The sequence below is a fragment of the Streptosporangium sp. NPDC020072 genome, from assembly GCF_040631445.1.
GTDB lineage: Bacteria > Actinomycetota > Actinomycetes > Streptosporangiales > Streptosporangiaceae > Streptosporangium.
In genome coordinates this window covers 80,924-107,463 of the sequence record NZ_JBEYAB010000009.1, presented here as the reverse complement: position 1 = coordinate 107,463, position 26,540 = coordinate 80,924, and the positions used below count along the sequence as shown (strand labels likewise).

Genomic DNA, 26,540 nt, shown 5'->3' with positions numbered 1-26,540 from the left:
TGAGACGGGCCATGACGGCTGACCGGTTACCGGACGGATGGCGACGGCGGACCTGCGACGAGGTGATCCGCGCCTACGCCGGAATCGCCCGGCTTCCCACCTCTCCCGGGGAGAAGCGGGTGGCCGCCGCGCTCGCGGAACGGCTGCGCGGCCTCGGTTACCGGGCCGGTGTCGAGCCGGTGCGCGCGACCAGCTCCTACGCGCTGCCGATCGGCCTGCTCAGCGCCGCCGGACTCGCCGCGGGCCTCCTCTCCCGGTACGGCGTCCCTTCACACGGCGGTGGCTCGTACGGCGGCGCGCGGAGGGCGGCGGCCCGCTGGGGCGCCGCGGTGGTCGCGGCGGCGGCGTCGGCGGCCATCGCCGACGACGTCGCGGGAGGCGCCCGCTGGTTCCGCCGGGTCGCGCTCCCCCACCGGCGCGCCCACAACGTCGTGGCGTACGGCGGCGACCCGACGGCGACCCGGACGGTGGTCGTCCTCGCCCACCACGACGCCGCCCCGTCGGGAGTGATCTTCGACCAGCGGGTGCTCCGCTGGGTCGCCCGCCGCTTCCCCGCCGTCATCGCCGCCGCCAAGGAGAACCCGCCGACCTGGTGGCCGGTCATCCTGGGACCTGCCCTGGTCGCCGTGGGCGCCGCGAGCGGCGACCGCAGGCTCGGCGGCCTGGGAACGGCGATCACGGCGGCCAACCTGGCGTTCCTTGCCGACATCGGCCGCAGGCCCGCCGTGCCGGGGGCCAACGACAACCTCTCCGGGGTGGCCGCGCTGGTCTGCGTTGCGCGGGCGCTCCAGCGGGAGCCGGTCTCCGGGCTGCGGGTCGTCCTGCTGTCCGCCGGTGCCGAGGAGGCCCTGCAGGAGGGCATCCGCGGGTTCGCCCGCAGGCACTTCCCCGACCTCGGCCCCGGCACCTGCTTCGTCAACCTCGAAAGCGTCGGCTCGGGAAGGCTCGCCCTGCTCGAAGGTGAGGGGCCCGTGCTGATGCGCGACTACCCCGAGCCGTTCCGCCGGTTCGTCGCGGAGTGCGCGCGCGACATCGGGGTGCCGCTCCTGCGGGGACTGCGTTCGCGCAACAGCACCGACAGCGAGGTCCCCCGGCGGCACGGGTACCCCGTCGCCACGATCGTCTCGCTCGACCACGACAAGCTCATCACCCACTACCACCTCGACTCCGACGTCCCCGACAACGTCGACCTGGACAGCGTGGTCTCCGCCGCCGAACTGGCCGAGGCCGTCATCCGCAGGCTGGCCCGCGAGGAACCGGCCCCCTGAGGAACGGCCCGGCGTCCGCGGCTCCGCCGCAGCAGGGCCTCGGCGAACAGCAGGTTCGGCACCCAGCTCAGGAAGGAGTCGGCCAGATAGGAGCGGTCGAAGGCGGTGACCTCGTCCACGCCGAACGCGGTCTGGAGCGGAACGAGGACAAGCGGCCACGCCCTGAGCATCACCGCGGCGTACGTCAGCGCGAACGCCCGTGTCGCCCAGCGGCGGTGCGCGGCGACGTCACCGCGCCTGATCGCCCGGTAGGCAGCCACGGCGAAGGTCGTCCACAGTACGGCCAGCGTCCCGAAGCCCGCCGTTCCCACCGGACCGGCCATGTTGGCCGGAGCCATCACCAGTCCCGCCACCCCGGCCACGATCATGGCGACGATCACGACCCGCCCGCAGAGCCGGTGGAACCCGGGAAAGCGGGTGCGCAGCCGTACGACGAACTGGGTGGGTGAGACCAGCAGCGCCAGGCCGCCGAAGCAGATGTGCACGTACAGGGCCGCCTGCGCCCAGCCCGGCTGATCGACGTAGGTGGCCGCGATCCCGACGTCGCTCCGCGCGAGGTGCCGCAGCGTGTCCGTCAGGTACGGCAGCGGCGCGTACACCGCGATTCCCACCGCGGTGAGGACGACCCACCACAGTCCGACTGTTCTTCTCATGAACGCCCCCATCGTCGATCGACCGTCCGTAACGGCCTTCCACGGCCGTCCACAACGTAGGTTCGTCCCGGTACGGCGGTCGCCCCCCTGCCGAGGGAAGTGCGTCTCCCTCATCAGAGGGAGACCGGTTGACCCGTTTGCCCGGGTTCGGGGAAAGATGGGGCCATGCGTTTGACCGGCGGCTTCCGCCGTACCCGGCCCGCCGGGGCCGACCGCTGGCTGGCGGGAGCACTGGCCGCCGGGTCCGCCGTCGCGAGCCTGCTGGCCGCCGCGGGGCCGCCCTACCGGGAGGCCGACCTTCCCGGGCTCGCCCTGATCACGGCCGCCTCGCTGGCCCTGCTGTGGCGGCAGGTCTTCCCGCTGCCGGTGGTCGCCGTCGTCTCGGCGCTGCTGATCGTCAACGAGGCGGCGGGATACGCGGTGACCGTCGTGCAGTGGCCTGCCTGGATCGCACTGTTCACCTGCTTCTCCCTGTACCGCGACTGGCCGCACAGGCTGGTGGCCGCCCTGTCCGGCGGGCTGGCGGTCCTCGGGTACGTGGTGTTCGACCGTGGCCAGGTGAGCCCGCTCGAACTGTCGGGGATCACCATGTGCTTCCTGATCTCGACCATCGGGGGTGACGCCGCGCTGAGCCGCCGCGCGTACGCCGCGGCGGCCGAGGCGCGGGCCGTGAGTGAGGCGCGGGAGCGGGTGGCGCTCGCCGAACGGGTCCTGCTCCAGGAACGCGCCCGGCTGGCCGGGGAACTGCACGACGCCCTCGGCCACGCCGTCAACGTGATGGTCATGCAGGCCGGGGTCGGCAGGCGGGTCTTCGCGGAGAACCCGGACTTCGGCCACGAGGCGCTCGGGCACATCGAGACCCTCGGCCGGGGCGCGCTCGACGAACTCGACCGTCTGTTACGTGTCCTCGACCCGGCCGCCGACGGCTCGGGGCACACGAACGTCGACCCCACGACGGCCGACCTCGCCGACCTCGCCGGGCGGGTGCGCGCCGCCGGGCGGGAGGTCGAACTCAACACCGGCGAGGTCGAGCTCCCGGCCAGCGGGGCGCGGGCGGTCTACCGGATCACCCAGGAGGCGGTGACCAACGCGCTGCGGCACACCTCCCGCGGACGTATCCGGATCGACCTGACGCAGACCGGGGACCGGGTGCTGCTTGAGGTGACCAACGAGGGGGACGACTTCCCCGAGCCGGTGCCGGGACGCGGCCTGGTCAACATGCGGGAACGGGCCCGGCTTGAGGGCGGCGACCTGGAGGCGGGCCCCGTCGCGGGCGGCTTCGGCGTCCGGGTGGTCCTGCCGGTGGCGCGGCCATGATCAAGGTGTTCCTCGCCGACGACGACGCGCTGGTCAGGGGTGGTCTGCGAGCCCTGCTCGGCGCCGAGAAGGACATCGTCGTCGTGGGAGAGGCGGCCAACGGGACGCAGGCCGTACACGGGGTCAGGGCGAGCAGGCCGGACGTCGTGCTGATGGACGTGCGGATGCCCGGCCACGACGGGGTCCGCGCCACCCGGGAGATCACCTCCTGGCCCCGGCCGAGGCCCCGGGTGCTGGTGCTCACCACCTTCGACCTCGACGAGATCGTGGACGACGCCATCGCGGCGGGGGCCGACGGCTTCCTGCTCAAGCGGGCGACCCCGGAGCAGGTGGTCGAGGGCATCCGCACGGTCGCGGGCGGGGACGCACTCGTCGCGCCCTCGGTGACCCGCAGGCTGCTTGAGACGCTCGCCGCCCGGCGCGGCACCGGCGGCCGGGACGCCGCCCTCGCGGCTCAGCTGACCGAACGCGAGGCCGACGTACTGCGCGCCCTCGCCGAGGGCCTGTCGAACATCGAGATCGCCCGGTCGATGCACGTCTCCCTGGAGACCGTGAAGACCCACATCAAACACATCCTGTACAAACTACGCGTACGCGACCGCACCCAGGCGGTCGTCTGGGCCTACCGCACCGGCTTCGCCGACAGAAGGTGAGCCCGTTCCCACCCGCCCCGAGCCGGGTGGGAACGGGTCACGGGAAGGTGCTCAGAGGTTGGCGCCGGCGGAGAACAGGATCGGGCGGACCTCGACGGCCAGGCCGTCGATCTTCGCGTCCGGGATCAGCGCGGCGACCTCGTAGGCGCGGTCCTTGCTCTCGCACTCGACGATGTAGTAACCGCCGATGCCCAGCTCACTCACCACGACCGGGCCTTCCTTGACGACGGTGGTGCCGTCGGCGACGCTGACCACCGCGCTGTTGGACGTGTCACCGAGCGCGTGCGTCGAGACGAACTCCCCGGACTCCTTGATCGTCTCCTGGAAGGTGCCGTGACCGCTCATGATCTCGTTGAGTTCGGCCTCGGACAGCTTCTCCATGACCGCGGGGCTGGTGTGCATGATCAGCATGAACTTCGACATATGACTCGCTCCTCCGATTGGGCTTTCGATGTCTTCCATGGAGAGGTCGGAGCCGGGCGCGGGGTTTTGACATCCCGGCGCCGACGAGTTCGGAAGGGTCAGCTGTGGTACTCGCCACCGTTGACGTCGAGGCAGTGCCCGGTGATCGCACGGGCCATGTCGGAGGCCAGGAAGATCACCGCGTCGGCCACCTCCTCGGGCTCCTGGAGCCTGCGGCGGTCGATCGAGCTCGTCATCTCGTCGTAGACCGTCGTCGGGGGGACACCGCGGGCGGTGGCGATCTCCTCGACGAACGCCTTCACCGTGTCGATCAGGATCGGCCCCGGGGCGACGCTGTTGACGCGCACCCCCTGCGGGCCGAGTTCGGTGGAGAGCATCTGGGCGAGCGCGAGCAGCCCTGCCTTGGCCATCTTGTAGGAGCCGCAGCGCTCGATGGAGTGCCGCAGGACCGAGGAGTTGACCATCACGACGGAGCCCCGGTTCTCGACCAGCGTCGGCGCGAGCAGCCTGACCAGCCGCAACGCCGCGTAGACGTTGATCTCGAACCCCTCGCGGACCTCGTCGAGACCGACCTCGACCATCGTCAGGTGCCGCGGCGCGGCGAAGGCGTTGTGGATGAGCGTGTCCACCCGCCCGTAGGTCTCAAGCGCCGCCAGCACCAGGCTCTCGGTCTCCGCCTCGTCGGTCAGGTCGGCCGGTACGACCAGCGCCCGGCGGCCGAGTTGCTTGACCTCGTCGGCCACCACCTCAAGGCGGGACGCGGTGCGCGCGGCCAGCACCAGGTCCGCTCCCGCGCGGGCGCACCGTACGGCCAGCTCCCGCCCGAGGCCGGGGCCGACTCCGGCGACCAGGACCACCTTTCCCGGCAGCAGTTCAGGGACGTTCACGGTTCCACCTCCGGTCGAGGACCCGGGAAACGGGCCCTTCCTCGATGTTCGCGATTCCTTTCCCGGCCACGGGACCGGGTTCTCCCGGCCTCGCGTCCAAGATTTCCGACCCCCGTGAAAAGACCTCCCGCCGAAGCGGAAACACGCCTTTCCCGATGCTCTGACGCGGTGCGGAAAGGCGTTTCTCAGACACCCGCGCCCACCGAGAAGGCGATCGGCCGGACCTCTATGCCCAGTCCCTCGATTCCCGTGTCCGGGATCATCGCGGCGATGGCGTGCGCGCGTTCCCTGCTCTCGCACTCCACGACGTAGCAGCCGACGAGGTGGTCGGCGCGTTCGGCGTGCAGGCCGCCGGTGACCCAGGTCAGTCCGTCACGGACCTGGACGACGGCGCCGTGCGAGAGGTCCCCGAGCGTGATCCTGCCGAGGAGTTCCCCGCTGGCGCCGATCTCCTCGACGAACCGGTGACGGCCCTCGTGCACGTCGGCACGGACCCGTTCCGGCAGGCCGTTCCAGACGCCGGGGTTCTCGTAGATCGCCAGCAGGTACTTCACGTCTTCGCTCCTAGCGTTCGCGCCGGTTCCGTAGACATGTCGGAGCGGACGTCCCGTTCTTGTCATCCAGCCGCGGAACCCGGCAAATCTCTCGAAGGAGGACGTCGAGATCCTCGAACCGGCTCCGATCTGTCCATGAGGGGTGCCTTCGGCACCGTCCTCACCAACCGCCATCCGACCGGACGAGGAGTGACAAGCCCCCATGCATGACGAGACGACGAAGGAGGCACCGCCCAGGGCCGGACGCAGGGAGTGGACCGGGCTCGCGGTGCTGGCCCTGCCCACCCTGCTGGTCGCGCTGGACATCGGTGTCCTGTTCCTCGCGGTGCCCCACCTCAGCGCCGACCTGGGGACCAGCAGTGTCGAACAGCTGTGGATCGCCGACGTGTACGGCTTCCTCCTGGCCGGGTTCCTCATCACCATGGGCACCCTCGGCGACCGCGTCGGCCGCAGGAGACTGCTGCTCATCGGCGGTGCCGCCTTCGGCCTGGCCTCCATACTGGCCGCCTACTCCGGCAGCCCCGGCATGCTCATCGCCGCCCGCGCCCTGCTCGGCGTCGCGGGCGCGACCCTCATGCCCTCGACCCTGGCCCTGATCAGCAACATGTTCGCCGACGCCGGGCAGCGTGGCCTGGCCATCTCGCTGTGGGCCGCCTGCCAGTTCGGCGGCGCCGCGCTCGGCCCCGTCATCGGCGGCGTCCTGCTCGAACACTTCTGGTGGGGTTCGGTCTTCCTGCTCGGCGTCCCCGTCATGGCGCTGCTGCTGGTGCTGGCGCCGCTCCTGCTGCCCGAGTACCGCAACCCGGACGCCGGGCGCCTCGACCTCGTCAGCGTCGCCCTGTCGCTGGCGACCGTGCTGCCCCTGGTCTACGGGGTCAAGGAACTGGCCGTCGGCGACGGCACCGCGCCCGCCGTACCCCTCGCCGCGCTCGCCACCGGCCTGCTCCTCGGGTTCGTCTTCGTACGGCGCCAGCTCAGCCTTGAGCGTCCCCTGCTCGACCTGCGGCTGTTCGCCGAACGCTCCTTCGGCGTCGTCCTGGTGACGATGCTGCTCGGCGGCGCGATGATCGCCGGGACGGGGCTGCTGGTCAGCCAGTACCTCCAGTCGGTGCTCGGCCTGTCCCCGGCGACGGCGGCCCTGTGGTACGCGCCCATGGGCCTGGCGCTGGCCGCGGGAGCCGTGCTCTCACCCGCCCTGGTCCGCAGGATGCGGCCGGGGACGGCCATCGCGGGCGGCCTGGCGCTGTCCGCCGCCGGGTTCGCGCTCGTCGCCCTGACCGGCGGCTCCGGTGGCCCCGGCGGGCTGGCCCTGGCCGTACTCGGCATCGCGGTCATCGCGCTCGGCGACGGCCCGCTGGTCTCGCTGGGGACGGGCCTGGTCGTCGGCTCCGTGCCGCCAGGGCGGGCGGGTTCGGCCGCCTCGATCTCCGAGACCAGCCTGCACTTCGGCGGAACGCTCGGCATGGCCCTCATGGGCACGGTCGGCGCCGCCGTCTACCGCTCGCACATCGCGGGCGCGCTGCCCGCCGGGCTCGGTGACCAGGCGGGACAGGCCGGGGAGACCCTCGCCGGGGCCGTCTCGGTGGCCTCGGGGCTGCCCGCGGAACCCGCGGCCCGGTTGCTGGCCGTCTCGCGGGAGGCCTTCACCGCCGGACTCAACGCCGTCGGCGCCATCGGCGTCGTCGTCTTCGTCTGCCTGGCCGCCCTCACGGCGGCCACCCTGCGCCGCCCCTGACCCGAAAATCGACCTGTTTCCTGAGAACACAACTCCGCATTTTCAGAGAAACGCCGTCCCGATCCCGGTGGGACCATCGAGGCGCGACATTCCCACGCCGTGTTCGAACGCCGATGAGGCGTTTTTCGGCGCGCATTCGTGAACGGCCTCGGAGGGATTCACGCCCCGGCCGAAAAACGCCGTCCGCGTCCCCCGCCGAGATCTTCCAGAGAGGGAGTCGACTGTGACGCAATCACCGGAGAAGGCATTCGACGTCCGCGACGCGCCGGACGAGATGGCCGAGCTCGACCGGAGGCTGACCGAACGGGCGAGGCGGATCTCGCCCAGGCCCCGGTGGTGGCGAAGGCCGTGGATGATCCCGCTGGTCATCCTGGTCGGGGTGTTCCTGACCTACATCTGGGGCCCCTACATCAGGCTGGACCCGCGCACCGCGACCGTGCACCTGGTCCAGAGCATCCCCCTGCACTACGTGCTGGTCGTCACCCACATCGTGACCGCCAGCGTCGCGATGGCCACGGCCTGCCTGCAGGTGTGGCCGTTGATCCGCAGACGGTACCCGGCCGTGCACCGGATCAGCGGGCGGCTGTTCGTCTTCGCGGGCGCCGTCCCCACCTCGATCGTCGCCATCGTCCTGATGCGCATCCGCAACGACCGCGACGGCGGCGTACAACCCGGCAGCTCGGGCCTGTACATCACGGCCGCCCTGTGGCTGGTCATCACGCTCGTCGGCTACCGGATGGGACGCAAGCACCGGTGGGCCGAACACCGCCGCTGGATGACCTACAGCTTCGCGCTGTCGCTGACGAACATCTACAGCAGGCCCATCGCGATCTACGTGTCGAGCATCCCCGGCGCCAACATGAACCTGTGCTTCGAGCTGATCGGCTGGCTGCCGTTCATCGTGCATCTCGGCATCGCCCAGTGGTGGCTCGACCGGACCTCCGGGCTGCCGTGGGGAGGCCGTCGCAGGCCCAGGCGCGCCGTACCGTCACAGAGCTGAGCCGCCGTAAAGCCGCCGTCACGGAGGTGGGCCTCCGCCGGCGGGACCTCGGGCCGGGCGCGCATGGCCCGCCCTGCCCGAGGTCCACGTCCACCGCGTTACTTCTGCTGCATGATCTGGACGTAGTTGCCGTCGGGGTCGACCAGCGTGCCGATCCACCCGTGGTCGTTCTCGCTCAGCTCGGACAGCCACGTCACCCCCAGCCCGTTGAGCCGCTCGGCGGTCTCCACGGCGTTCTCGACGTTGAAGTTGAGAATGTGCCTGCCGGGTTCTGAGTTCTTCTCCGCGACGTCTTCACGCTGGTCGCAGAACAGGGCGACGTCGCCGAAGAACAGGGCGGGTCCCTCGGTCCTGGGGTTGAACGCCTGGACGTACCACTCGCGAAGCCGCTCGGCGTCAGCCGTACCCAGCAGAATGCCGGCGAAGCTCTGTGCGGACATGTCTCCTCCTCAGTGCGGCCCCCTGTGGGCCCCTCTACCTGTGGGTCGGAGCCGTGGACCGTTCTTTGACATCCGGCGCGGAAAAAACCGGGCCCCGGGAAGAACGCCCCGGAACCCGGTCAGGAGAACGGCTCAGAAGCCGGCGTCCGTCACCGCCTCGAACACCTCAAGGGCCCGGTCGAGCAGCTCCTCCCCGCCCTTCGCCGAGGGCACCAGGTCGAGCAGGATCTCGGTCGCCCCGGCCTCCGCCAGCGCCGCCACGTCCTCGACCACCTGCCCGATCGACCCCTGGAACGGCCTGCGCCCGGCGGGGGCGGGCGTCTCGGACAGCACGACGGCGGCCCTGGGGACGAGCTCCAGCGCGGCGGCGTCCCTGCCGTGTTCCACGGCCCGCTGCCTGATCCTGTCCCACAGCTCGGCGACCACGGGCGCGGGCAGCCCCGAGGGCAGCCACCCGTCGGCCTTGCGGGCGGCCCGCTCCACGGCCCTGACGGAACGGCCGCCCAGCAGCACCGGGATCCGCCCGGCCGGTTTCGGGGCGACCAGGGCGCCCTCGACGCTGAGCCGTGAGTCCCGGTACGAGACCGGATCACGCCCCCAGAAGGCGCGGCAGGCGTCGAGGGTCTCGTCGAGGGTACGGCCCCGCGCCGCGAAGTCGGCCTCCATCCCCCGGTACTCGTCGGAGGACCAGCCGCTGCCGAACCCGGCGACCACCCGCCCCCCGCTGGCCCGGTCCAGCGTCGCCAGCGCCCGCGCCAGGTGCAGCGAACGGTACAGCGGTGCCACCAGGACGCCGGTGCCGAGCCGTACGGTGTCGGTCACCGCGGCGGCGAGGGTGAGGACGGTCAGCGCGTCCGCGCACTCCCGGTAGTGGTCGATCCACGGCAGCCCCGGCACGCCGTTCATGCCCTCGGCCGGTTCGAGCGGGAAGAGCACCCGTTCGTAGACCCAGAGGCTGGAGTAACCGGCGCTCTCCGCTCCCCTCGCGATCCTCGCGACGTCGAAGCGCAGGTCGAAGCCGCTGCTCTGCGGCAGTCCCAAGCCGAACCTCACGGTGTTCCCTCCGGTCGTCAGAAGTCAGTGCACGCGGTAGCTGCCGGGGTCCCTGCCCGGTCCCCGGTGCGCGTTGTAGTCGTCGATGAGCCGCTGCCCCTCGGCGTTGGCCTGGGCGAAACGGGCGACCGGGTCGGCGCCGGACAGCAGCACGTCGTGCATGGCGTAGGTCATCACGTCCTGGAGTCTGGGCAGCTCCCCCACCAGGGCGCCCAGCGCAGCGGGCGAGTCGTCCGAGCCTTCGAGCTGGTCGACGGCCACCTTCCGGTGCGGGTTCTCCTCGAACCAGCCCTGCTCCTGGAGGAGTTCGACGGCGGAGTAGGTGATCGGCATGTAGTTGGTGCGCCGGTGCCTGTCGATCGCGTTGGCCGGGTTGTTGAGGTACTGCAGGAAGGCCAGCGCGCCGTCCCTGACCTCCTCGTCGAGGCCGTCGGCCAGGAAGATCCCGTCCCCGCCGAGCACGTTGCCCACGTAGGGCACGTCGTCGTTGTACGGCAGGCGGCTCGCCCTGACGACGAACCCCCGGTCCTTTCCGACCTGCACCAGCCGGGGCGCGTCGACCGAGGAGGTGAACATGAAGGCCACCTGCTGTTCGGCGAACACCCCGAAGCTGCCGACCCAGTCCATCCGGGTGCCGGTGTAGTGGTAGTGGCCGTCCCGGTGCAGGCGCCGCCACCAGTCGACGAAGGCCATCATCTCCTCGGAGTCGAGGTGGGCGGTGTCGGCGACGCCCGCCCTGCCGTTGTCCCGGTTGACGAGGTGGCCGCCCTGCGCGGCGACGGCCTGCATGAACATCCAGCCGTGGTTGCACCAGGTGATCGCGTGCGCGGGCGGGTCGGGCAGCTTGGCCAGGGCCCGGCAGGCGGCGTCGATCCCCGCCCAGGTCCGCGGCACCTCGGTGATGCCCGCCGCCTCAAGGAGCGTCATGTTGGCGTACAGCAGGGTCGTCGAGGACAGCGGGGACAGGCCGGTGCGCCCGTCGGGGGCGGTGAAGTAGTGGCGGGCGTGGGAGAGCACGTCGTGGTCGACGACCGGCTCCCCGAGGATCTCCGTACGGCCTCCGATGGCGTCGGCGACCGAGGTGTACAGCGGTGAGCCGTCGTTGCGCACCATGTCGAAGGCGACCTGGCTCGACGTCGAGTAGTACTGGCCAAGAGTGGGGATGACGCCCCGTTCGACCGCGCGGGCGATCTCCAGGGGCATCCGCACGTAGTCGTGCTCGTGCAGCCTGACCTCGTAGCCGGGGTGCGCCTCGTTGAAGCCTCTGATCGCGTCCCTGGTGCTGTCCAGGAAACGCGGGGTCTTGTAGTAGTGCAGCCACGCGTCGATGACGATCCTCATCCGGCGTGCTCCCTCATCTCTGGGTGGTCCCTTGGCGGATGATTCCGCGCGCGACCCCGTGGCAGAGGTTTTCCCGGGATGGCCGGAATCGCGGGGAAAACAAACTCGAAGCCAATGATGCGGGCCGTTCCCCGAAAAGGCATCTTCCTGGTTGCGGCGTTTGTTCTCTCATGCGAACGGTGTGGGAGGTGGGCAATCAGGGAGATGCGTCACGGTGAATGCGACTGTCAGGGTCAACGTGCACCGAAACCTGCCGCATTTTTCCCGAGGAGGACCGATGGAAATCACCGAGGCGCCGTCGAGGGAGGAGCTCGTCCGCCGGGCGTCCGAACTGGTGCCCCTGCTCCAGAAGAACGCCCTGTGGGCCGAGGAGAACAGGCGTCTGCCCGAGGAGTCGATCGAGGCGCTGACCGAGGCGGGCATCCTGAAGATGCGCGTCCCCACCAGGTACGGCGGCTACGAGTCCGGCATGGGCACCGTGGTCGAGGTGCTCGCCGAACTGGCCAGGGGGGACGGCTCGCACTCCTGGACCGTCGCGGTCTGGGCGATCAGCACCTGGATGGTCGGGCTGTTCCCCGACGAGGTGCAGGACGAGGTCTTCTCGACCCCCGACGTCCGGGTCAGCGGCATCCTGAGCCCGACGGCGGTCGCCGTACCCGTCGAGGACGGTGTGGTGCTCAACGGCAAGTGGTCGTTCAACACCGGCTCGCAGCAGAGCCACTGGAACACCAACGCCGCGGTCCTGGCCACCGCAGACGGCGGCTACGAACCGATCATGGTCGCGATCCCGCTGCCCGACCTGCGGATCATCGACGACTGGCACACCTCGGGGCTGCGCGGCTCGGGCAGCGTCACCACCGTCGCCCATGACCTGTTCATCCCGCGGGAGCGGGTGCTGGCCATGGGGCCGGTGCTCCAGGGCCGGATCTCCTCGAAGCTGAACGCCGACTCCCCGATCTTCCGCGCGCCGTTCATGCCGACCGCCTGCACCACCGTCGGCGCCACGGCGCTGGGCCTGGCCAGGGCCGCCAGGGACGCCTTCTTCGAGCGTCTGCCCGGCCGGAAGATCAGCTACACGAACTACGACAGCCAGAAGGACGCCCCGCTCACCCACCTCCAGGTCGCCGAGGCCGTCACGAAGATCGACGAGGCCGAGTTCCACGCCTTCCGCGCGGCCCGCCTGGTGGACACCAAGGGGCCGACCGGCGAGCCGTGGACGCTTGAGGAGCGGGCCCGTGTCCGGCTCGACCTGGGGGCGGTCTGCCGGCGGGCCAAGGAGGCGGTGGACATCCTCAACACCGCCAGCGGCGGCTCCTCCGTCTACACCTCGGTCCCGATCCAGCGCATCGAGCGTGACGTGCAGACCCTCAACCTGCACGCCATCATGCACCCCAACACCAACCTCGAACTGTACGGCCGGGTCCTGTGCGGCCTTGAGCCCAACACGGTCTACCTCTGAACCGCCGAAGGGGTCCTCACGGGAGATCTCCCGTGAGGACCCCTGACGCGGACGGCCCTACCGTCCGGCGGGGACACGCCTCCTGGGGGTGGTCCGCTCAAGCCACAGGTAGGCCGCGACGAGGCTGACCACCCAGCCCATCCACGAGGAGATGTCGAAGAAGACCGCCACGTCGATGCCGTTGCCCGGGATGGCGAACTGGCTGATCACCCGGCCCCACGAGGTGCCCATGGCCAGCGCGAAGCTGTAGACCATCCAGCGCCGGTGGTCCACGTAACGGCGCTGCCGCGCGGCCCGCAGCCCGGCCAGCGACGTCGCGATCCACAGCACCGCCATCGTCGCCAGCCCCAGCTTGCCCATCGGCGCGGTCGAGTACGGCAGCAGCACCAGCGACAGCAGCGAGGCCGGCAGCGCCCCGGCGAAGACGTAGACCCGCCCGGAGATCCGGTGCAGGCCGGGACGGTGACGCCGTACCCACGGCAGCAACTGGACGAAGACCGTCACCAGCGCCACGTTGCCCGCGACGACGTGCGCCACGACCACCGGGTAGTGCAGGGCGAAGCCCGGGTCGATACGGGTGCGCGACAGGACCGGGTCGAAGCTCAGGTAGCGCGGCAGCGCGTAGATCAGGTTGAACACGACGAGCGCGCCGAGCCCGTACAGCCACGGGCTGCGCCACCACGGCCACGGGGAACGTCGCGTGAGGCCCCCCTCCCTGTCCTCCAGCCCGTCGACCAGGGTCCCTTCGGATTTCTTCGTCACTGCTTTTCCACCTTTTCCTAGGCGGCCCCGCCCAGGGCCGAAAACGTCGTCCGGGGGAGAGAAAGATCGCGGCTGAAGGCGCCAATGGGAGTTTCACGTCCGCTCCCCGGAAAACGCATCTCCCGTATTGCCATGTTCGTCGGCGACACCTGGAAAGCGATGACCCGGAGCAATTCAGAAGATGTCTCACCCGTGTCACCGGTGCGACCATGCAGTGGCGGAGAGGGCGCACGGGAATCCACTGGGAAATCCATTTCGGTTGTCCCTTCCGCGTGCCCGGCCGTACCCAGGCCACGGAGTCGAACTTGTGAGGTGAACCCCTGATGGCCGATGGAGCGGGAACCCGCGCGGTGGTGCTCGGCGGGAGCATGGCGGGCCTGCTGGCCGCCCGGGTGCTCTCCGAACGGTTCACCGAGGTGCTGCTCGTCGATCGTGACCGGCTGACCGGGGTGGCCACCTACCGGCCGGGTGTCCCGCACGGGCGGCACGCCCACGGCCTGGTCGCCAGGGGCCACCAGATCCTGGAGGAGCACTTCCCCGGCCTCACCGGGAACCTGGTCGCGGCGGGCGTACGGCCCGGCGACTTCAACGGCGACATCCGCTGGCTGTTCAACGGCCGGCGGATCGCCCCGTCCCACTCGGGGCTGGGGTGCGTCCCCGCGACCAGGCCGGTGCTGGAGAACCAGGTGCGCCTGCGGGTCCAGGCCATCCCCAACGTGCGCTTCGTCGAGGGCCACGACGTCCTCGGCCTTGAGACGACGGCCGACCGGAGCCGGGTGACCGGCGCGCGGGTGCAGCGGCACGACGGCGGCGCCCCGGCGGAGACCCTCGACGCCGACCTGGTGCTCGACACCACGGGCCGGGGGTCGCGCACCCCGCTGTGGCTTGAGGAGCTGGGCTACGGACGTCCCGAGGAGGAGCGCATCAAGATAGACCTGGCCTACACGACCAGGCACTACCGGCTGCGCGCCGACCCGTTCGGCGGCGACCTGGCGATCATCCCGGCCGCCACCCCGCGGACCCCGCGCGGGGCGTTCTTCTTCCCCATCTCCGGAGGCGAGGGCCTGGTCGAGCTCTCGCTCACCGGCATCCTCGGCGACCACCCGCCGACCGACCCCGACGGCTTCCTCGACTTCGCCAGGTCCCTGCCCATCCCGGACATCCACGAGTCGATCAAGGACGCCGAACCGCTCGACGACCCGGTGACGTTCAAGTATCCGGCCAGCGTGCGGCGGCACTACGAACGGCTGGCCGACTTCCCCTCCGGCCTGCTCGTCATGGGCGACGCGGTGTGCACGTTCAACCCGGTCTACGCCCAGGGCATGACGGTCTCCGCGCTGGGGTCCCTCGTCCTGCGGCGCCACCTGGAGCGGGGGACGGAACCGGACGCCAGGGCGTTCTTCAGGGACCTCTCCCGGGAGATCGACTCCCCGTGGGAACTGGCCGCCGGGTCGGACCTGGGCTACGCCGGGGTGCGGGGGAAGCGCTCGGCGAAGGTCAGGTTCGTCAACGCGTACGTGGCCAGGCTCCAGGACGCCGCCGTCAACGACCCCACCCTCGCCAACGCCTTCATCAGGGTCGCCGGGCTCGTCGACCCGCCCGCCTCCCTCATGCTGCCCCGCCACGTCGTCCGGGTGCTGCGCGGGTCACGGCGATCCCCGGCCGCGCACGGAAACCATGACTCCAGCCCCTCCGCACCGACCGAAAGGCCCTTCGATGCGTCCCTTCCGAGTCGAGTTCCCCCAGGCGGACATCGACGACCTGAACCGGAGACTGGCCGGGACCCGCTGGCCCGGTGAACCGCCGAGCGCCGGGTGGGAACGCGGCGTCCCCCCGGACTACCTCAGGGAGCTGGCCGAGTACTGGCGCACCGGTTTCGACTGGCGGGCGGCGCAGGAGCGCCTGAACCGCTTCCCCCAGTTCGTCACCGAGATCGACGGCGTCGACGTGCACTTCCTGCACGCCCGCTCCCCGCGGAGCACGGCCGTACCGCTGGTCATCACGCACGGCTGGCCCGGCTCCTACGCCGAGTTCCTCGACGTGGTCGGGCCGCTGACCGACCCGGCGAGCCACGGCGGCGACCCGGCCGACGCCTTCCACGTCGTGGTCCCCTCCATCCCGGGGTACGGCTTCTCCGGCCACCCGGGCGAGCCGGGGTGGTCGACCCGCAGGGTCGCGCGGGCGTGGGCGGAGCTGATGCGGCGCCTGGGCTACGGCCGTTACCTCACGCAGGGCGGCGACTGGGGCATGCCGATCTCCCTGGAGGTCGGGCTGGCCGACCCGGACCACGTGCTGGGCGTCCACGTCAACATGTTCGCCGCGTTCCCGCCGCAGGACCCGGCCGAGTGGGGCGAGCTGAGCGAGTCCGACCTGGCGCGCCTCGACTTCGCGGCGCGTTTCGAGCAGGACGGGGCGGGCTGGCGGTTCATCCAGTCCACCAGGCCGCAGACGCTGGCGTACGCGCTGACCGACTCCCCCGCCGGACAACTCGCCTGGATCGTGGAGAAGTACAAGGAGTGGACCGACTCGGCGAAGTCGCCCGAGGACGCCGTCGAACGCGACCACCTGCTGACCATCGCCTCGATCTACTGGCTGACCGCATCCGCCGGGTCGAGTGCCCAGCTCTACTACGAGTCCAACCACCTGACCGCCGACTTCCTGCGGACCTGGGGCGGCCCCTGGCCGTTGCGGGCCCCCGTCGGGGTCGCGGTCTTCCCCTCCGACGTGGTGCTTCCGGTGCGCTCGTTCGCCGAACGGGTGCTGCCGACGCTGTCGCACTGGTCGGAGTTCGACCGGGGCGGGCACTTCGCGGCCATGGAGCAGCCGGGACTGTTCGTCGAGGACGTGCGGGCCTTCGCCCGCCCGCTGCGGTGAGGACGCCATGACCACTTCGGACACCGTCACCGGAACCATCGCGCCGCTCTCCCTCAACCAGGAGTTCGTCTGCGTCTTCGACCAGGGGGACGACTGCGGCCCGTTCGGCCCGCGCTACCACCTCGTCCACGGCTGGCGGGTACGCGGCGGCGTGGACGAGGAGACCCTGCGGGGCGCCCTCGCCGACGTCGTCGTCAGGCACGAGGCGCTGCGCACCCTCATCGTCAGGAGGGACGGCTCCCGCCACCAGGAGATCCTGCCGCCCTGCCCGGTCGAGCTGGAGGTCAGGGACCTGTCGGGAACCGCCCCCGAACGGCGGGACGCGGTGGCCGACGACCTGCTCGACGAGGTCGAGGCGTCCACGATCGAGTCGGGGACGCTGCCACACCTGCGGGCCGTACTGGGCCGGTTCGACGACCAGGACGCGATCCTGGTGATCATCACGCACCACACGGCGACCGACGGGTGGTCCATGCGGCTGATCATCAGGGACGTCGCCCGGTACTACGCGGCGCGGCGCGAGGGCGTCCCCGCCGCGCTGCCCGAGACGCGCCCCTACCGGGAGTACGCGCGCTGGCAGCTGGCCTCCGCGCAGGAGGGGGGCGCGGAGGCCGACCACGCCTACTGGCGGGAGAACCTGCGCGGCGCGGAGATCTTCACGGTGCGCACCGACCGGCCCCGGTCGGCCGAGGCCGGGCAGGAGACGTCGGTGCATCGTTTCCTGATCGGCGCCGAGACGATCTCCCGGGCGACGGCCCTGGCCAGGGCGGCGCGCGGCACGCTCTTCATGGTGCTGCTGTCCGCCTTCTACCTGCTCGAACACCGGGAGACCGGCCGTACGGACATCACCGTGCCCACCTTCACCCCCGGCCGGGGCCGGGAACGGGACGGGTTCGGGGACATGGTCGGCTCCTGCTTCAACTTCCTGCCGCTGCGGACCGACCTGGCGGCCTGCCGTACCTTCCGCCAGGTCGTCGAACGGACCAGGACGACCTGCCTTGAGGGGTACTCGCACGACATCCCGACCCTGCGGATCTTCGGGCAGGCGCCCGAACTGATGCGGCCCGCCATGGAGGCCGACCGGGCGCCCTGGGTCTTCCAGGTCTTCCCGTTCCCGTTCGTGCTCGACGGCGAGGTGATCGGCGACCTGGAGTACACGGAGGTACGGCTGCGCCTGCTCGACCAGTCCGTCGGCTCCGACGTGCCCGACGGCGCGCTGTGGACCCTGAACCTCCACCCGACCGGCGAGATCGTGGGCAGCGTCCAGTACAAGAACGCCCTGTACGACCACGACACGATCGCGGGCCTGGTCGCCGAGTACGGCCGCCTGCTCACCGAGGCCGTCGCCGCCCCGGACGCCCCGCTCCCCCGGGACTGACCCGGAAGGAACCGCCGCCCCGGAACCCGACATCCGGAACCGGAACCGGCGCCCCGGAACCCGAAGCCCCAGGGCCGAGACCCCTCCAGGACCCGCCGCCCCCGGACCGAGATCCCAGAACGGAAGGAGCCGATCAGCGATGACGGCCGTCACGAACGCCCCGGGACAGGGCTTCCCGGCTCCGCCCGAGCCCGGCCTCACCCCGAACGAGGTGCTGGCCAGGGCCGAGGCGATCGCGCCCACGCTGGTCGGCCTCCAGGCGGAGACCGAGCAGCGCACCCACTACTCCCGGCGGACGCACGAGGAGTTCGCCAGGGCCGGTTTCCACCGCATCCTGGTGCCCCGCCGCTACGGCGGCTACGAGTTCGGGATCGACACCTTCATGCGGGTGGTGACGACGCTCGCCCGTGGCTGCCCCTCGACGGCCTGGATGTACTGCCTGGGCGCCACCCACGCCATCGCCGCCGCCACGCTCTTCGGCGAGGAGGCGCAGGCCGAGATCTTCCGGGACGGCGACTTCGTCTGCCCGGCGACGATCGTGCCCAGCGGCTCCGCCGTACCGGCCGCCGACGGGGGGTGGGTGCTCAACGGCACCTGGAACTACTGCTCGGGCGCGCCGTACGCGACGCACTTCATCGGTCACGCCCTGGCCCAGACCGGCGACGGGCCACCCGCGCCCATGCTGTTCATCGCCCCACGTGACCAGTGGCGCCTCGTCGACGACTGGGGGCGGCAGCTCGGCCTCAAGGGCAGCGGGTCGCACAGCGTCACCATGGAGAACGGCCGCATCCCGGCCTCCTTCGCGCTGCCCGGCACGCACCTGAGCGAGGCGACCGTCGCCGGCGGGACCCCGGGCCGCGAGCTGCACGGCAACCCCCAGTACGGCGGCGGCCCGCTCAGCTACATGGTCCTGGAGATCGCGTCGCTGGCCGTCGGCATCGCCCAGGGCGCCCTCGACGTCTACGGCGAGCTGATGCGGTCGAGGAAAACGCTGCTGCCGCCCGTCGTCGGCCGCGCCGAGGACCCCGACTACCAGTTCTGGTACGCCGAGGCCGCCGGAATGATCGCCGCGGCCGAGGCCGGGGTGCAGGGCGCGATCAGGCAGTGGCAGGAACTGTGCGCGCTCGGCCCCGAGGCGTTCACCAGGGAACAGGACCTGCGGATCACCACGATCTGCCGCCACACGATCCGGCTGTGCTGGACGGCGGTGGAGAGCTACCTGTTCCCGACGGCCGGGTCCAGCTCGGTCCGCCAGGGCGAACGCCTCGAACGGGTGTGGCGGGACATGTCCATGCTGCACAGCCACGCCGGGTTCGCGGTCTTCCTGCCGACCGTGGCGAACCGCGAGTTCACCCGCGTCCACTTCACCGCGCCATGACCGCTCCTGAGGCCCGCCTCGCTCGCCGGGGCGAGGCGGGCTACGCGGAGGCGACACGGGTCTTCAACCTGGCCGCGCCCGCCGAACCCGCCGTCGCGGCGACGGTGCGCGACGTCGCGGGGATCAGGGCCGCGCTCGCCCACGCCGTTGCGGAGAACCTGCGGGTCCGGGTGCACTCGACCGGCCACGGCTCGGCCACCGCCCGCCCGATGGGCGAGGCGCTGCTGCTCAGGACCGAACTGTCCGGCGGCGTCGAGATCGACTCCGCGGCCCGCGTCGCCCGGGTGCCCGCGGGGACGCGCTGGGGTCAGGTCGTCGAGGCCGCCGAACCGTACGGCCTGGCCGCCCCGCACGGCTCCTCCCCGCTCGTCGGCGTCGTCGGCTACCTGCTGCGCGGCGGGGTGAGCCTCTACGGACGGCACACCGGGCTGGCCGCCAACTCCGTCAGGGCGGTCGAACTGGTCACCGCGGACGGCGAACCGCGCAGGGCCGACGCCTCCTCCGATCCCGAGCTGCTGTGGGCGCTGCGCGGCGGCGGGGGCGGGTTCGGCGTCGTCACCGCCGTCGAGTTCGACCTGTTCCCCCTGGAACGGGTGGTCACCGGCGCCGCGTACTGGCCCGCCGTACACGCCGAGCGGCTGCTGCCGCTGTGGCTGGGCTGGACGCGCAAGGCGCCGCGTGAGGCGACCACGACGCTGCGGCTGATGAACCTGCCGCCGCTGCCCGAGGTCCCGGAGCCGTTGCGTGGGCGGAGCGTGCTCTGCGTCGACGGCGTCGTGCTCGGCGGCCCCGGGGACGAGGCGGTCGCCGAGGACCTCCTCGGCCCGCTGCGCGCGCTCGCCCCGCCGATCCTCGACACCTGGGGTACGGCCCCGCCCCGCCAGGTGACGCTGACCCACATGGACCCCACCGAGCCGTTCCCCATCTTCGGCGACCACATGCTGCTGGACGACCTGCCCGAGGAGGCGGCCGGGGAGTTCCTGCGGATCGCCGGGCCGGGGTCGCCGCTGACCAACGCCGAACTGCGCCAGCTCGGCGGGGCGCTGGCCGTACCGGAACGGGAGGGCGGGGCGCTCGACCGCCTCGACGCGAGCTTCGCCTACATGGGCGGGGGCGTGCCCTTCGGCGACCTCACCCCGGAGGCCCTCGTCGGCCACTGCGCGCGGACGCGGGCCGTACTACGGCCGTGGGACACCGGCCTGACCGCGCCCTCGTTCGTGGAGAGCCTCTCCCAGCCCCAGCGCCACCTGAGTCCCGAGCGGGTCGAGGCCGTCGACCGGGTCAGGGCCAGGGTCGATCCCACCGGGCTGTTCCGCGACGACATCGCCCCCGGTGCGACGGCCCACAGCAATCCGTGAGACGCCCGGGTGGAACCGGTATGACCCGATTGGGGAGAAAATGCTGAACAGACGACGCCTGCTGACGGCCGGAGGCCTCACGCTCGGCGGCATGGTCGGCGGGACACTGCTGTTGCCCAGGCAGGAGGCCTCCCCCGCCATGGCCGACGCGGGCCTCGACCCCCACCGGCGGACGCACATGACCCACGGCGCGACGCCCACCCGGGGCTCGGACCCGGCACCGTTCCGGGTGCGGATGCCCGTGCCCCGCGTGCTCACCCCGGTCGCCTCCTACCGCGACGTGGACGTCTACCACCAGGACATCCGCGCCTCCCGGGTGGAGATGCTGCCCGGCGTGCGCACCGAGGTCCTCGGGTACGGCGGCGCCTTCGTCGGCCCGACCCTGCGCGTCAGGCAGGGGCGGCGGGTCGTCGTGCGCTACCGCAACGGCCTCGACCGGGCCGTCAACACCCACCTGCACGGCGGGCACGTCGCGGCCGACAGCGACGGTTATCCGATGGACCTCATCGAACCCGGCCGGTCACGGTTCTACGAGTACCCGAACGCCCAGCCGGGGGCGACGCTCTGGTACCACGACCACACCCACCACATGGAGGCCGAACACGTCTACCGGGGCATGCACGGCTTCTACCTGGTCGAGGGCCGGGACGAGAGGCGCCTGCGGCTGCCCTCCAGGGACCACGACGTGCCGATCATGCTCACCGACGCCCACTTCGCCCCCGACGGCTCCCTGATCTACGCCCCCGAGGACACGCCGAACCGCACGACGCTGCTGGCCAACGGACGGCCGCGGCCGTACTTCCCGGTGGCGGCGCGCAAATACCGGTTCCGGCTGCTCAACGTGTCCAACTTCCGGACCTTCCACCTGAGCCTCGACCGTGACATGACGATGACGCAGATCGGCTCGGACGGCGGCCTGCTGCCCGCCCCGGTGCGGCGGGAGGTCGTGGTGCTCTCCCCCGGCGAACGGGCCGAGGTGGTCGTCGACTTCGGCCCCCGCAGGGTCGGCGAACAGGTCGTGCTGAACGACGTCAGCGGCCCGGTCCTGCGCTTCGACGTGGTCACCAGGGCCGCCGACGACAGCCGGGTACCCGACGTGCTGCGCCCCCTGCCGCCGCTGCCCGCCCTCGGCAGCGGACGGACAGACCGGGAGATCACCCTCAAGGTGGACATGGTCCGCGGTGCCGCCTACATCAACGGCCAGGTCTTCGACCCCAACCGGGTGGACGTCCGCGTCAGACGGGGAAGCACGGAGATCTGGCGCGTCACCAACCTCGACACCGACGTGTCCCTCGACCACAACCTTCACCTGCACCTGGTGCAGTTCAGGATCCTGGACCGCGACGGCGCCCCGCCGCTGCCCGGCGAGTCGGGGCTGAAGGACACCGTCCTGGTGCCCGCGGGCGCCTCGGTCAGAATCCAGGTCACCTTCGGCGACTTCCTCGGCCGCTACCTCTACCACTGCCACATGCTCGAACACTCGGTCGGCGGAATGATGGCGCAGATGGAGATCGTCCCCTGACCCCGTTCCCCGCCGAAGCCATGCTGAAAACCCACCGAAAGCCATGTCTAAGGCCGTCGGCGGCCACCACCAGGAGCCTGCCGGATGCCCGCTCCCGGAACCGATGAGGGTTCTGGGTCACCGCGACAACCTTCCCGACCTCCAGAACTGATGAGGACCCTGCCATGAGCGACCTGAGGGACGTGATCGACGACCTGCACGCCGAGGCCGAGGAACTCGACCGGACGGTCGTCGATCTCGACGCCGACGGGTGGGCGACGCCGACCGCCGTACCCGGCTGGACGGTCGGGCACCAGATCGCCCACCTCGCCGCCCTCTACCGGCTGATCGGCCTGGCGGCCTCGGACCCGGTGGCGTTCACCGCGCTGACCACGCAGCCCAGGTTCGACCTGGAGGCGAGGCTGCGCGCGTCGCTGTCCGGCTACCTGCTCGAACCGCCGGGGGCGCTGTTCCCCCGCTGGCACACCGAACGCGAGAACACCGCCACCGTCCTCGCCGCCCTCCCGCCGGACCGTACGGTGCCGTGGCTGGGCGGCCCGCTGGAGGCCGCCGCGCTCGCGGGCGCCGCGATGACCGAGTTGTTCCGCCACGACCAGGACATCGCGGACGCGCTCGGGCTGAGCAGGAAGCGGACGGACCGGGTCAGGCACGCGATCGAGTTCGGGCTGCTGCCCGAAAGCGCCCGCTACCGCCCCACCGGCTGGGCCCCGCCCGGCCCCGGCCTGCACGTGTTCCTCACCGCCCCCTCGGGAGCCCTGTGGGACTACGGCCCCACCGAGTCCCGGCAGAAGATCGTCGGCGCTGCCGAGGACTTCTGCCTGCTGGTGACCGGGCACGGAGCACAGGCCTCCGACCTCCTCGCCAGCGGCCCCGAGGCGAGACGATGGCTCGCCGACGCCCAGGGACACCCCTGAACCCCCTCCGAACGCCTCCTGCGCATCAGCCGTACCCCCTTGGACACATCCCGTACGCCCTACCAGCCTCGGACATGTCCCACATGACCTGGGCATATCCGGTTCGCCACGCCCCAGGGCGCCTGCGTGTCCACGCGCTGACCGCGAAGTACGATCGACCAATGACCGAAATGACCGATACCGCGCCCGGATGGCTCTCTCCCGACGAGCTTGAGGCCGCTCGCGCCCGGATGCCGATCCTCTACGTCGACGCCGTCCCCGTCCGGGTGGACGACACGGGGGTGGTCACGCACGTCGGCCTGCTGCTGCGCATCGGCGCCGACGGCACGGTCAGCCGTGCCCTCGTCTCCGGTCGTGTGCTCCTGCACGAACGGGTCCGCGACGCGCTCATGCGCCACCTGGAGAAGGACCTCGGCCCGGTGGCGCTGCCGCGCGTACCCGCCTCACCGCAGCCCTTCACGATCGCCGAGTACTTCCCGACGCCGGGTGTCACGCCCTACCACGACCCCCGGCAGCACGCGGTCTCCCTCGCCTACGTCGTCCCGGTGGCCGGAGACTGCCGCCCCAGGCAGGACGCCCTGGACCTGGTCTGGTTCACCCCCGAGGAGGCGGCCTCCCCCCTGGTCCAACAGGAGATGCAGGGCGGCCACGGCACCCTCCTCAAGCAGGCCCTGGCCCACGTGGGCCGCCTGTCCTAAGGCTCAGACGCCCGGCGCCGGAGCTCTCCCGATGCCGTGTGTGAGGCGCGTCGGTGCTTTCCCGACGCCAGGTGTGAGGAGTGTCCGGCTTGGGCGCGTCGGTGTCTGGACTGAGGAGTGAGGGAGCGAAGCGGACGAACGACGAGGGAAGACACCGACTCAGGGCGCCCAAGCCCGCGCCGCCGAAGGCGGCGCAAAGAAGCACAACCCGCGCCGCCGCAGGCGGCGCAAAAAGGCGCAGCGCAAAAGTCACCTGTCGAACAAGATCGAGCGCGCCCTCGCCGTGGCCGCGGCGAGTTGGTAGCAGACGTTGACGACCCCCAGCACCTCACGGGGGCTGGACAGGCCGCCGGCGACCGTACGGTCGCCGGTGCGGGTCATCCCGGGGATCATCGCGCCCTGTTCCGCCGCCGCCGCGCTCGGCATGTCGATCTCCAGGTGTAGTTCGTCGGGCACCTGGATGGTCGGCAGTTCCCCGGCCTTCTCGACCGTCTCGGCCGCGGCCGCCCTGATGCGCTCGCGCGCCACGGTCGGCGAGAGGCTGTCCGCGGCGAAGTAGCCGTGCGCGGCCTTCACCTCGACGGTCCGCGCGCCGGGCAGCCGGTCCCTGATGGTGGCGCAGATGACGTCGTCACCGGTGACGAGCCCGACCGGCACACCGACCGCGGCGGCCCGCAGCGCGTTGACCTCGGCCTCGGAGACGACGAGACCGTTGAGGCGGACCTCGGTGAAGTACGAGGAGTAGGTGTGCGCGAGCACGCCCGGTTCACCGGCCGCCGCGTGGTAGCCGAGGAAGAGCGCCACGTCGTGTTCCTCGCTGATCCCCTCGGCCATGCAGTCGAGTTTGGGGGAGCCGAAGATGAGCCTGGCCCTGGGGTCGAGATCCTCGTGGATGAGGTTGTCCATGGTGCCGTGACTGTCGTTGACCAGGACGCTCTCCGCACCGGCGTCGAAGGCGCCCGCGATGGCGGCGTTGGCCTCGGCGGTCATCAGGCGCTGCGCGGCGGGGTAGCCGTGTCCGCCCCTGACCACCTGGTCCATGGTCGCGATCCCGGCGACGCCCTCCATGTCGATGGACACATAGACCCTCATGTTCAGGACTCCTCACGCTCCACGGACGACACCGTCCAGCCTCACCGCGAACGCCTCCGAGGGATACGTTCCGCCCGCCAAGCCGTACGGCTCTCATTTGGAGATGACTCCGTTGCTCCTTCGCGTGATGGATGTTCCGGGTGGTCTTGACGTTCTCCCCAGTAGGTGAGATTACTGACAGCGATATTACTGTCGCTTTACGTGAACACAGGGGGTGTGAAGCTCTGAACACCAACAAACCGCCGGTCCTGGGTACGGCGACGCCCGAAGAGCTGATCGAGGCGGGAGCCCCGAGACCGAGTCACGAACTGCGAGTCCCCGCCGCCCTGGTCGCGACCGCCGAGCACGGCCTGACCTCAGGCGGCACGCCGCGCAAGCGGGTGCTGGTCATCGGCGGCGGGATGGCCGGCCTCGTCGCCGCCTACGAGCTGATGCGCCAGGGGCACGATCCCGTCGTCCTGGAGGCCCAGCAGCGGGTCGGCGGACGGGTCCTCACCCTGCGGGACTTCGCCCCCGGTCTGTACGCCGAGGCCGGAGCGATGCGCATCCCGCGCGTGCACGACCTCACCCTGGCCTACTGCGAGCGGTTCGGGCTCACCCTGCGGCCTTTCGTGATGGGAAATCCGAACACCCTCGCCTACATCCAGGGCGTCAGGACCACCGTCAGGGAGCTGAACGAGAACCCCGGCATCATCGACTTCGAGCTCGCCGAGCACGAGCGTGGCCGCACCTACGAAGACCTGTGGCGCACCGCCACCCAGGAGATCCACGACCTGTACGCCCAGGAGGGCGAGGCCGCGCTCGACCGCATCTGCGCCGAGTACGACCGCTACTCCATCCGCGGGTTCCTGCGCGAGCGCGGCTTCTCCGAGGGCGCCATCGAGCTGTACGGCGTCATGAGCTTCAGGGAGTCCAACCTGAACGCGGCGATCATCGAGCAGTTCCGCGAGATCATCGGCCGGGCGTTCGAGGACATGCAGGAGATCGAGGGCGGCACGGACCTGCTGCCGACGGCCTTCTACCGGGAGCTGAGGAACCACATCCGGTTCGGCCACGAGGTCACCGCCATCGAGCAGGACGACCACTCGGTCACCCTGCACGTCAGGACGGCCTCCGGCAGGACGACGCTCACCGGTGACTACGCCATCTGCACGATCCCGTTCTCGGTGCTGCGTGATGTGGAGGTCAGGCCCGCCTTCTCGCGCCGCAAGCAGCGCGCCATCCGCGAGCTGAACTACAACGCCTCCACCAAGATCCTCTTCCAGGTGCGGCGGCCGTTCTGGGAGCGGACGGACGGCATCGTCGGCGGCACCACGGTCACCGACCTGCCGATCCGCCGCATCTGCTACCCCTCGCACAACGCCCGCGACGAGGAGCGTTCGGTCCTGCTGGCCAGCTACACCTGGGGACAGGACGCCCTGAGGTGGGGCGCGATGTCGCCGCAGAAGCGGGTCGAGCAGGCGCTTGAGGACGTCGCCAAGATCCACCCCGAGATCCACGACCACATCGAGTTCGGCGTGACGCACGCCTGGTACGACGACCCCTACGCGGCGGGGGCCTTCGCCCTGTTCGAGCCGCACCAGCAGACGAGTCTGCACGACGCGATCATCGCCCCCGAGGGTCGCGTGCACTTCGCCGGTGAGCACTGCTCGCTGTGGCACGCCTGGATCGAAGGAGCCCTGGAGTCCGGGCTCAAGGCGGCCCAGGCCATCCACGAGGCGTCCTGACCCCGGCGCCCGGCGTCTCTCCCCCGGCGCCGGGCGCCGTACCAAACGCCTCGC

At 71.2% G+C, this 26,540-nt stretch carries 24 protein-coding genes; 15 read left to right on the top strand and 9 right to left on the bottom strand.

Features of this window, described 5'->3' with window-relative positions:
• The first annotated feature begins 11 nt into the window (after positions 1-11).
• Positions 12-1,268, top strand: a complete 1,257-nt coding sequence (locus tag ABZ470_RS22565; protein ID WP_362913549.1) for a M28 family peptidase — start codon at positions 12-14, stop codon at positions 1,266-1,268.
• Here the strand turns inward: ABZ470_RS22565 and ABZ470_RS22560 are convergent.
• A complete protein-coding gene (locus tag ABZ470_RS22560; RefSeq protein ID WP_362913547.1) occupies positions 1,154-1,921 on the bottom strand; it encodes a DUF2306 domain-containing protein in 768 nt (255 codons plus the stop codon). The two genes, ABZ470_RS22565 and ABZ470_RS22560, sit on opposite strands and share 115 nt — an antisense overlap.
• Before the next feature lie 165 nt (positions 1,922-2,086).
• Between ABZ470_RS22560 and ABZ470_RS22555 the strand changes: the two genes are divergently transcribed.
• Both ABZ470_RS22555 and ABZ470_RS22550 read left to right on the top strand, forming a co-directional pair.
• On the top strand, positions 2,087-3,238 hold the full coding sequence (locus ABZ470_RS22555; RefSeq protein WP_362913545.1) for a histidine kinase: 1,152 nt from the start codon (positions 2,087-2,089) through the stop codon (positions 3,236-3,238).
• Entirely contained in the window at positions 3,235-3,891 is a 657-nt protein-coding gene (locus ABZ470_RS22550) for a response regulator transcription factor (RefSeq protein ID WP_362913543.1), read from the top strand. The genes ABZ470_RS22555 and ABZ470_RS22550 overlap by 4 nt, the downstream gene beginning before the upstream one ends.
• Positions 3,892-3,942: 51 nt before the next feature.
• Here the strand turns inward: ABZ470_RS22550 and ABZ470_RS22545 are convergent, their stop codons facing one another.
• From ABZ470_RS22545 to ABZ470_RS22535, 3 genes are all read right to left on the bottom strand, one after another.
• On the bottom strand, positions 3,943-4,314 hold the full coding sequence (locus tag ABZ470_RS22545; RefSeq protein ID WP_362913541.1) for a YciI family protein: 372 nt from the start codon (positions 4,312-4,314) through the stop codon (positions 3,943-3,945).
• A 98-nt stretch (positions 4,315-4,412) separates the two neighbouring features.
• Positions 4,413-5,201, bottom strand: coding sequence for an SDR family oxidoreductase (locus ABZ470_RS22540; RefSeq protein ID WP_352014442.1), 789 nt, complete (start codon positions 5,199-5,201; stop codon positions 4,413-4,415).
• Positions 5,202-5,386: 185 nt separating this feature from the next.
• Complete coding sequence (locus ABZ470_RS22535; RefSeq protein WP_362913538.1) at positions 5,387-5,755, bottom strand: YciI family protein; 369 nt, start codon at positions 5,753-5,755, stop codon at positions 5,387-5,389.
• A gap of 202 nt (positions 5,756-5,957) precedes the next feature.
• On the opposite strand from ABZ470_RS22535, the gene ABZ470_RS22530 reads away from it, so the two are divergent.
• Positions 5,958-7,490 carry an MFS transporter gene (locus tag ABZ470_RS22530; protein ID WP_362913536.1) on the top strand — a complete coding sequence of 511 codons (1,533 nt, stop codon included), beginning with the start codon at positions 5,958-5,960 and terminating at the stop codon, positions 7,488-7,490.
• Positions 7,491-7,713: 223 nt separating this feature from the next.
• A complete protein-coding gene (locus ABZ470_RS22525) occupies positions 7,714-8,490 on the top strand; it encodes a DUF2306 domain-containing protein (RefSeq protein ID WP_362913534.1) in 777 nt (258 codons plus the stop codon).
• Between the two features lie 98 nt (positions 8,491-8,588).
• Here the strand turns inward: ABZ470_RS22525 and ABZ470_RS22520 are convergent, their stop codons facing one another.
• The 3 genes from ABZ470_RS22520 to ABZ470_RS22510 form a co-directional block, all read right to left on the bottom strand.
• A complete protein-coding gene (locus ABZ470_RS22520; RefSeq protein WP_352014446.1) occupies positions 8,589-8,930 on the bottom strand; it encodes a VOC family protein in 342 nt (113 codons plus the stop codon).
• 132 nt (positions 8,931-9,062) lie between these two features.
• Complete coding sequence (locus tag ABZ470_RS22515) at positions 9,063-9,983, bottom strand: TIGR03619 family F420-dependent LLM class oxidoreductase (RefSeq protein WP_352014447.1); 921 nt, start codon at positions 9,981-9,983, stop codon at positions 9,063-9,065.
• A 24-nt stretch (positions 9,984-10,007) separates the two neighbouring features.
• Positions 10,008-11,324 (bottom strand): extracellular solute-binding protein, encoded by a 1,317-nt coding sequence (locus ABZ470_RS22510; RefSeq protein WP_352014448.1) that lies wholly within the window; start codon positions 11,322-11,324, stop codon positions 10,008-10,010.
• A gap of 277 nt (positions 11,325-11,601) precedes the next feature.
• Between ABZ470_RS22510 and ABZ470_RS22505 the strand changes: the two genes are divergently transcribed.
• Entirely contained in the window at positions 11,602-12,783 is a 1,182-nt protein-coding gene (locus tag ABZ470_RS22505; RefSeq protein WP_362913531.1) for an acyl-CoA dehydrogenase family protein, read from the top strand.
• Positions 12,784-12,840: 57 nt separating this feature from the next.
• Here ABZ470_RS22505 and ABZ470_RS22500 read toward each other — a convergent pair whose 3' ends face one another.
• Positions 12,841-13,545, bottom strand: coding sequence for a DUF2306 domain-containing protein (locus ABZ470_RS22500; RefSeq protein ID WP_362913529.1), 705 nt, complete (start codon positions 13,543-13,545; stop codon positions 12,841-12,843).
• Between the two features lie 323 nt (positions 13,546-13,868).
• Between ABZ470_RS22500 and ABZ470_RS22495 the strand changes: the two genes are divergently transcribed.
• The 8 genes from ABZ470_RS22495 to ABZ470_RS22460 all read left to right on the top strand — a co-directional run bounded on the left by ABZ470_RS22495 (position 13,869) and on the right by ABZ470_RS22460 (position 23,667).
• Positions 13,869-15,344, top strand: a complete 1,476-nt coding sequence (locus ABZ470_RS22495; protein WP_362913527.1) for an FAD-binding monooxygenase — start codon at positions 13,869-13,871, stop codon at positions 15,342-15,344.
• Positions 15,262-16,419, top strand: a complete 1,158-nt coding sequence (locus ABZ470_RS22490; RefSeq protein ID WP_362913525.1) for an epoxide hydrolase family protein — start codon at positions 15,262-15,264, stop codon at positions 16,417-16,419. The genes ABZ470_RS22495 and ABZ470_RS22490 overlap by 83 nt, the downstream gene beginning before the upstream one ends.
• Positions 16,420-16,426: 7 nt before the next feature.
• Positions 16,427-17,797 carry a condensation domain-containing protein gene (locus ABZ470_RS22485; RefSeq protein WP_362913523.1) on the top strand — a complete coding sequence of 457 codons (1,371 nt, stop codon included), beginning with the start codon at positions 16,427-16,429 and terminating at the stop codon, positions 17,795-17,797.
• A 139-nt stretch (positions 17,798-17,936) separates the two neighbouring features.
• Positions 17,937-19,175 carry an acyl-CoA dehydrogenase family protein gene (locus ABZ470_RS22480; RefSeq protein WP_352014454.1) on the top strand — a complete coding sequence of 413 codons (1,239 nt, stop codon included), beginning with the start codon at positions 17,937-17,939 and terminating at the stop codon, positions 19,173-19,175.
• Entirely contained in the window at positions 19,172-20,533 is a 1,362-nt protein-coding gene (locus ABZ470_RS22475; protein WP_362913521.1) for an FAD-dependent oxidoreductase, read from the top strand. The genes ABZ470_RS22480 and ABZ470_RS22475 overlap by 4 nt, the downstream gene beginning before the upstream one ends.
• Positions 20,534-20,573: 40 nt before the next feature.
• Entirely contained in the window at positions 20,574-22,055 is a 1,482-nt protein-coding gene (locus ABZ470_RS22470; protein WP_362913519.1) for a multicopper oxidase family protein, read from the top strand.
• 164 nt (positions 22,056-22,219) lie between these two features.
• Positions 22,220-22,969 (top strand): maleylpyruvate isomerase family mycothiol-dependent enzyme, encoded by a 750-nt coding sequence (locus ABZ470_RS22465; RefSeq protein WP_362913517.1) that lies wholly within the window; start codon positions 22,220-22,222, stop codon positions 22,967-22,969.
• Positions 22,970-23,130: 161 nt separating this feature from the next.
• Complete coding sequence (locus ABZ470_RS22460; RefSeq protein WP_352014458.1) at positions 23,131-23,667, top strand: NUDIX hydrolase family protein; 537 nt, start codon at positions 23,131-23,133, stop codon at positions 23,665-23,667.
• 249 nt (positions 23,668-23,916) lie between these two features.
• Here ABZ470_RS22460 and ABZ470_RS22455 read toward each other — a convergent pair whose 3' ends face one another.
• Positions 23,917-24,759, bottom strand: coding sequence for a M55 family metallopeptidase (locus ABZ470_RS22455; RefSeq protein ID WP_352014469.1), 843 nt, complete (start codon positions 24,757-24,759; stop codon positions 23,917-23,919).
• A gap of 140 nt (positions 24,760-24,899) precedes the next feature.
• Here ABZ470_RS22455 and ABZ470_RS22450 point away from each other — a divergent pair, with 140 nt between their 5' ends.
• Complete coding sequence (locus tag ABZ470_RS22450) at positions 24,900-26,486, top strand: FAD-dependent oxidoreductase (protein ID WP_362913515.1); 1,587 nt, start codon at positions 24,900-24,902, stop codon at positions 26,484-26,486.
• Positions 26,487-26,540 lie beyond the last annotated feature (54 nt).

Bases quoted from the DNA above. Each gene is read 5' to 3' on its own strand.
- ABZ470_RS22475 (WP_362913521.1), top strand. From the start codon at position 19,172: ATGACCGCTCCTGAGGCCCGCCTCGCTCGCCGGGGCGAGGCGGGCTAC.
- ABZ470_RS22510 (WP_352014448.1), bottom strand. From the start codon at position 11,324: ATGAGGATCGTCATCGACGCGTGGCTGCACTACTACAAGACCCCGCGT.
- ABZ470_RS22455 (WP_352014469.1), bottom strand. From the start codon at position 24,759: ATGAGGGTCTATGTGTCCATCGACATGGAGGGCGTCGCCGGGATCGCG.
- ABZ470_RS22530 (WP_362913536.1), top strand. From the start codon at position 5,958: ATGCATGACGAGACGACGAAGGAGGCACCGCCCAGGGCCGGACGCAGG.
- ABZ470_RS22565 (WP_362913549.1), top strand. From the start codon at position 12: ATGACGGCTGACCGGTTACCGGACGGATGGCGACGGCGGACCTGCGAC.
- ABZ470_RS22465 (WP_362913517.1), top strand. From the start codon at position 22,220: ATGAGCGACCTGAGGGACGTGATCGACGACCTGCACGCCGAGGCCGAG.
- ABZ470_RS22505 (WP_362913531.1), top strand. From the start codon at position 11,602: ATGGAAATCACCGAGGCGCCGTCGAGGGAGGAGCTCGTCCGCCGGGCG.
- ABZ470_RS22550 (WP_362913543.1), top strand. From the start codon at position 3,235: ATGATCAAGGTGTTCCTCGCCGACGACGACGCGCTGGTCAGGGGTGGT.
- ABZ470_RS22490 (WP_362913525.1), top strand. From the start codon at position 15,262: ATGCGTCCCTTCCGAGTCGAGTTCCCCCAGGCGGACATCGACGACCTG.
- ABZ470_RS22560 (WP_362913547.1), bottom strand. From the start codon at position 1,921: ATGAGAAGAACAGTCGGACTGTGGTGGGTCGTCCTCACCGCGGTGGGA.
- ABZ470_RS22480 (WP_352014454.1), top strand. From the start codon at position 17,937: ATGACGGCCGTCACGAACGCCCCGGGACAGGGCTTCCCGGCTCCGCCC.
- ABZ470_RS22495 (WP_362913527.1), top strand. From the start codon at position 13,869: ATGGCCGATGGAGCGGGAACCCGCGCGGTGGTGCTCGGCGGGAGCATG.
- ABZ470_RS22520 (WP_352014446.1), bottom strand. From the start codon at position 8,930: ATGTCCGCACAGAGCTTCGCCGGCATTCTGCTGGGTACGGCTGACGCC.
- ABZ470_RS22470 (WP_362913519.1), top strand. From the start codon at position 20,574: ATGCTGAACAGACGACGCCTGCTGACGGCCGGAGGCCTCACGCTCGGC.
- ABZ470_RS22460 (WP_352014458.1), top strand. From the start codon at position 23,131: ATGACCGAAATGACCGATACCGCGCCCGGATGGCTCTCTCCCGACGAG.
- ABZ470_RS22555 (WP_362913545.1), top strand. From the start codon at position 2,087: ATGCGTTTGACCGGCGGCTTCCGCCGTACCCGGCCCGCCGGGGCCGAC.
- ABZ470_RS22485 (WP_362913523.1), top strand. From the start codon at position 16,427: ATGACCACTTCGGACACCGTCACCGGAACCATCGCGCCGCTCTCCCTC.
- ABZ470_RS22545 (WP_362913541.1), bottom strand. From the start codon at position 4,314: ATGTCGAAGTTCATGCTGATCATGCACACCAGCCCCGCGGTCATGGAG.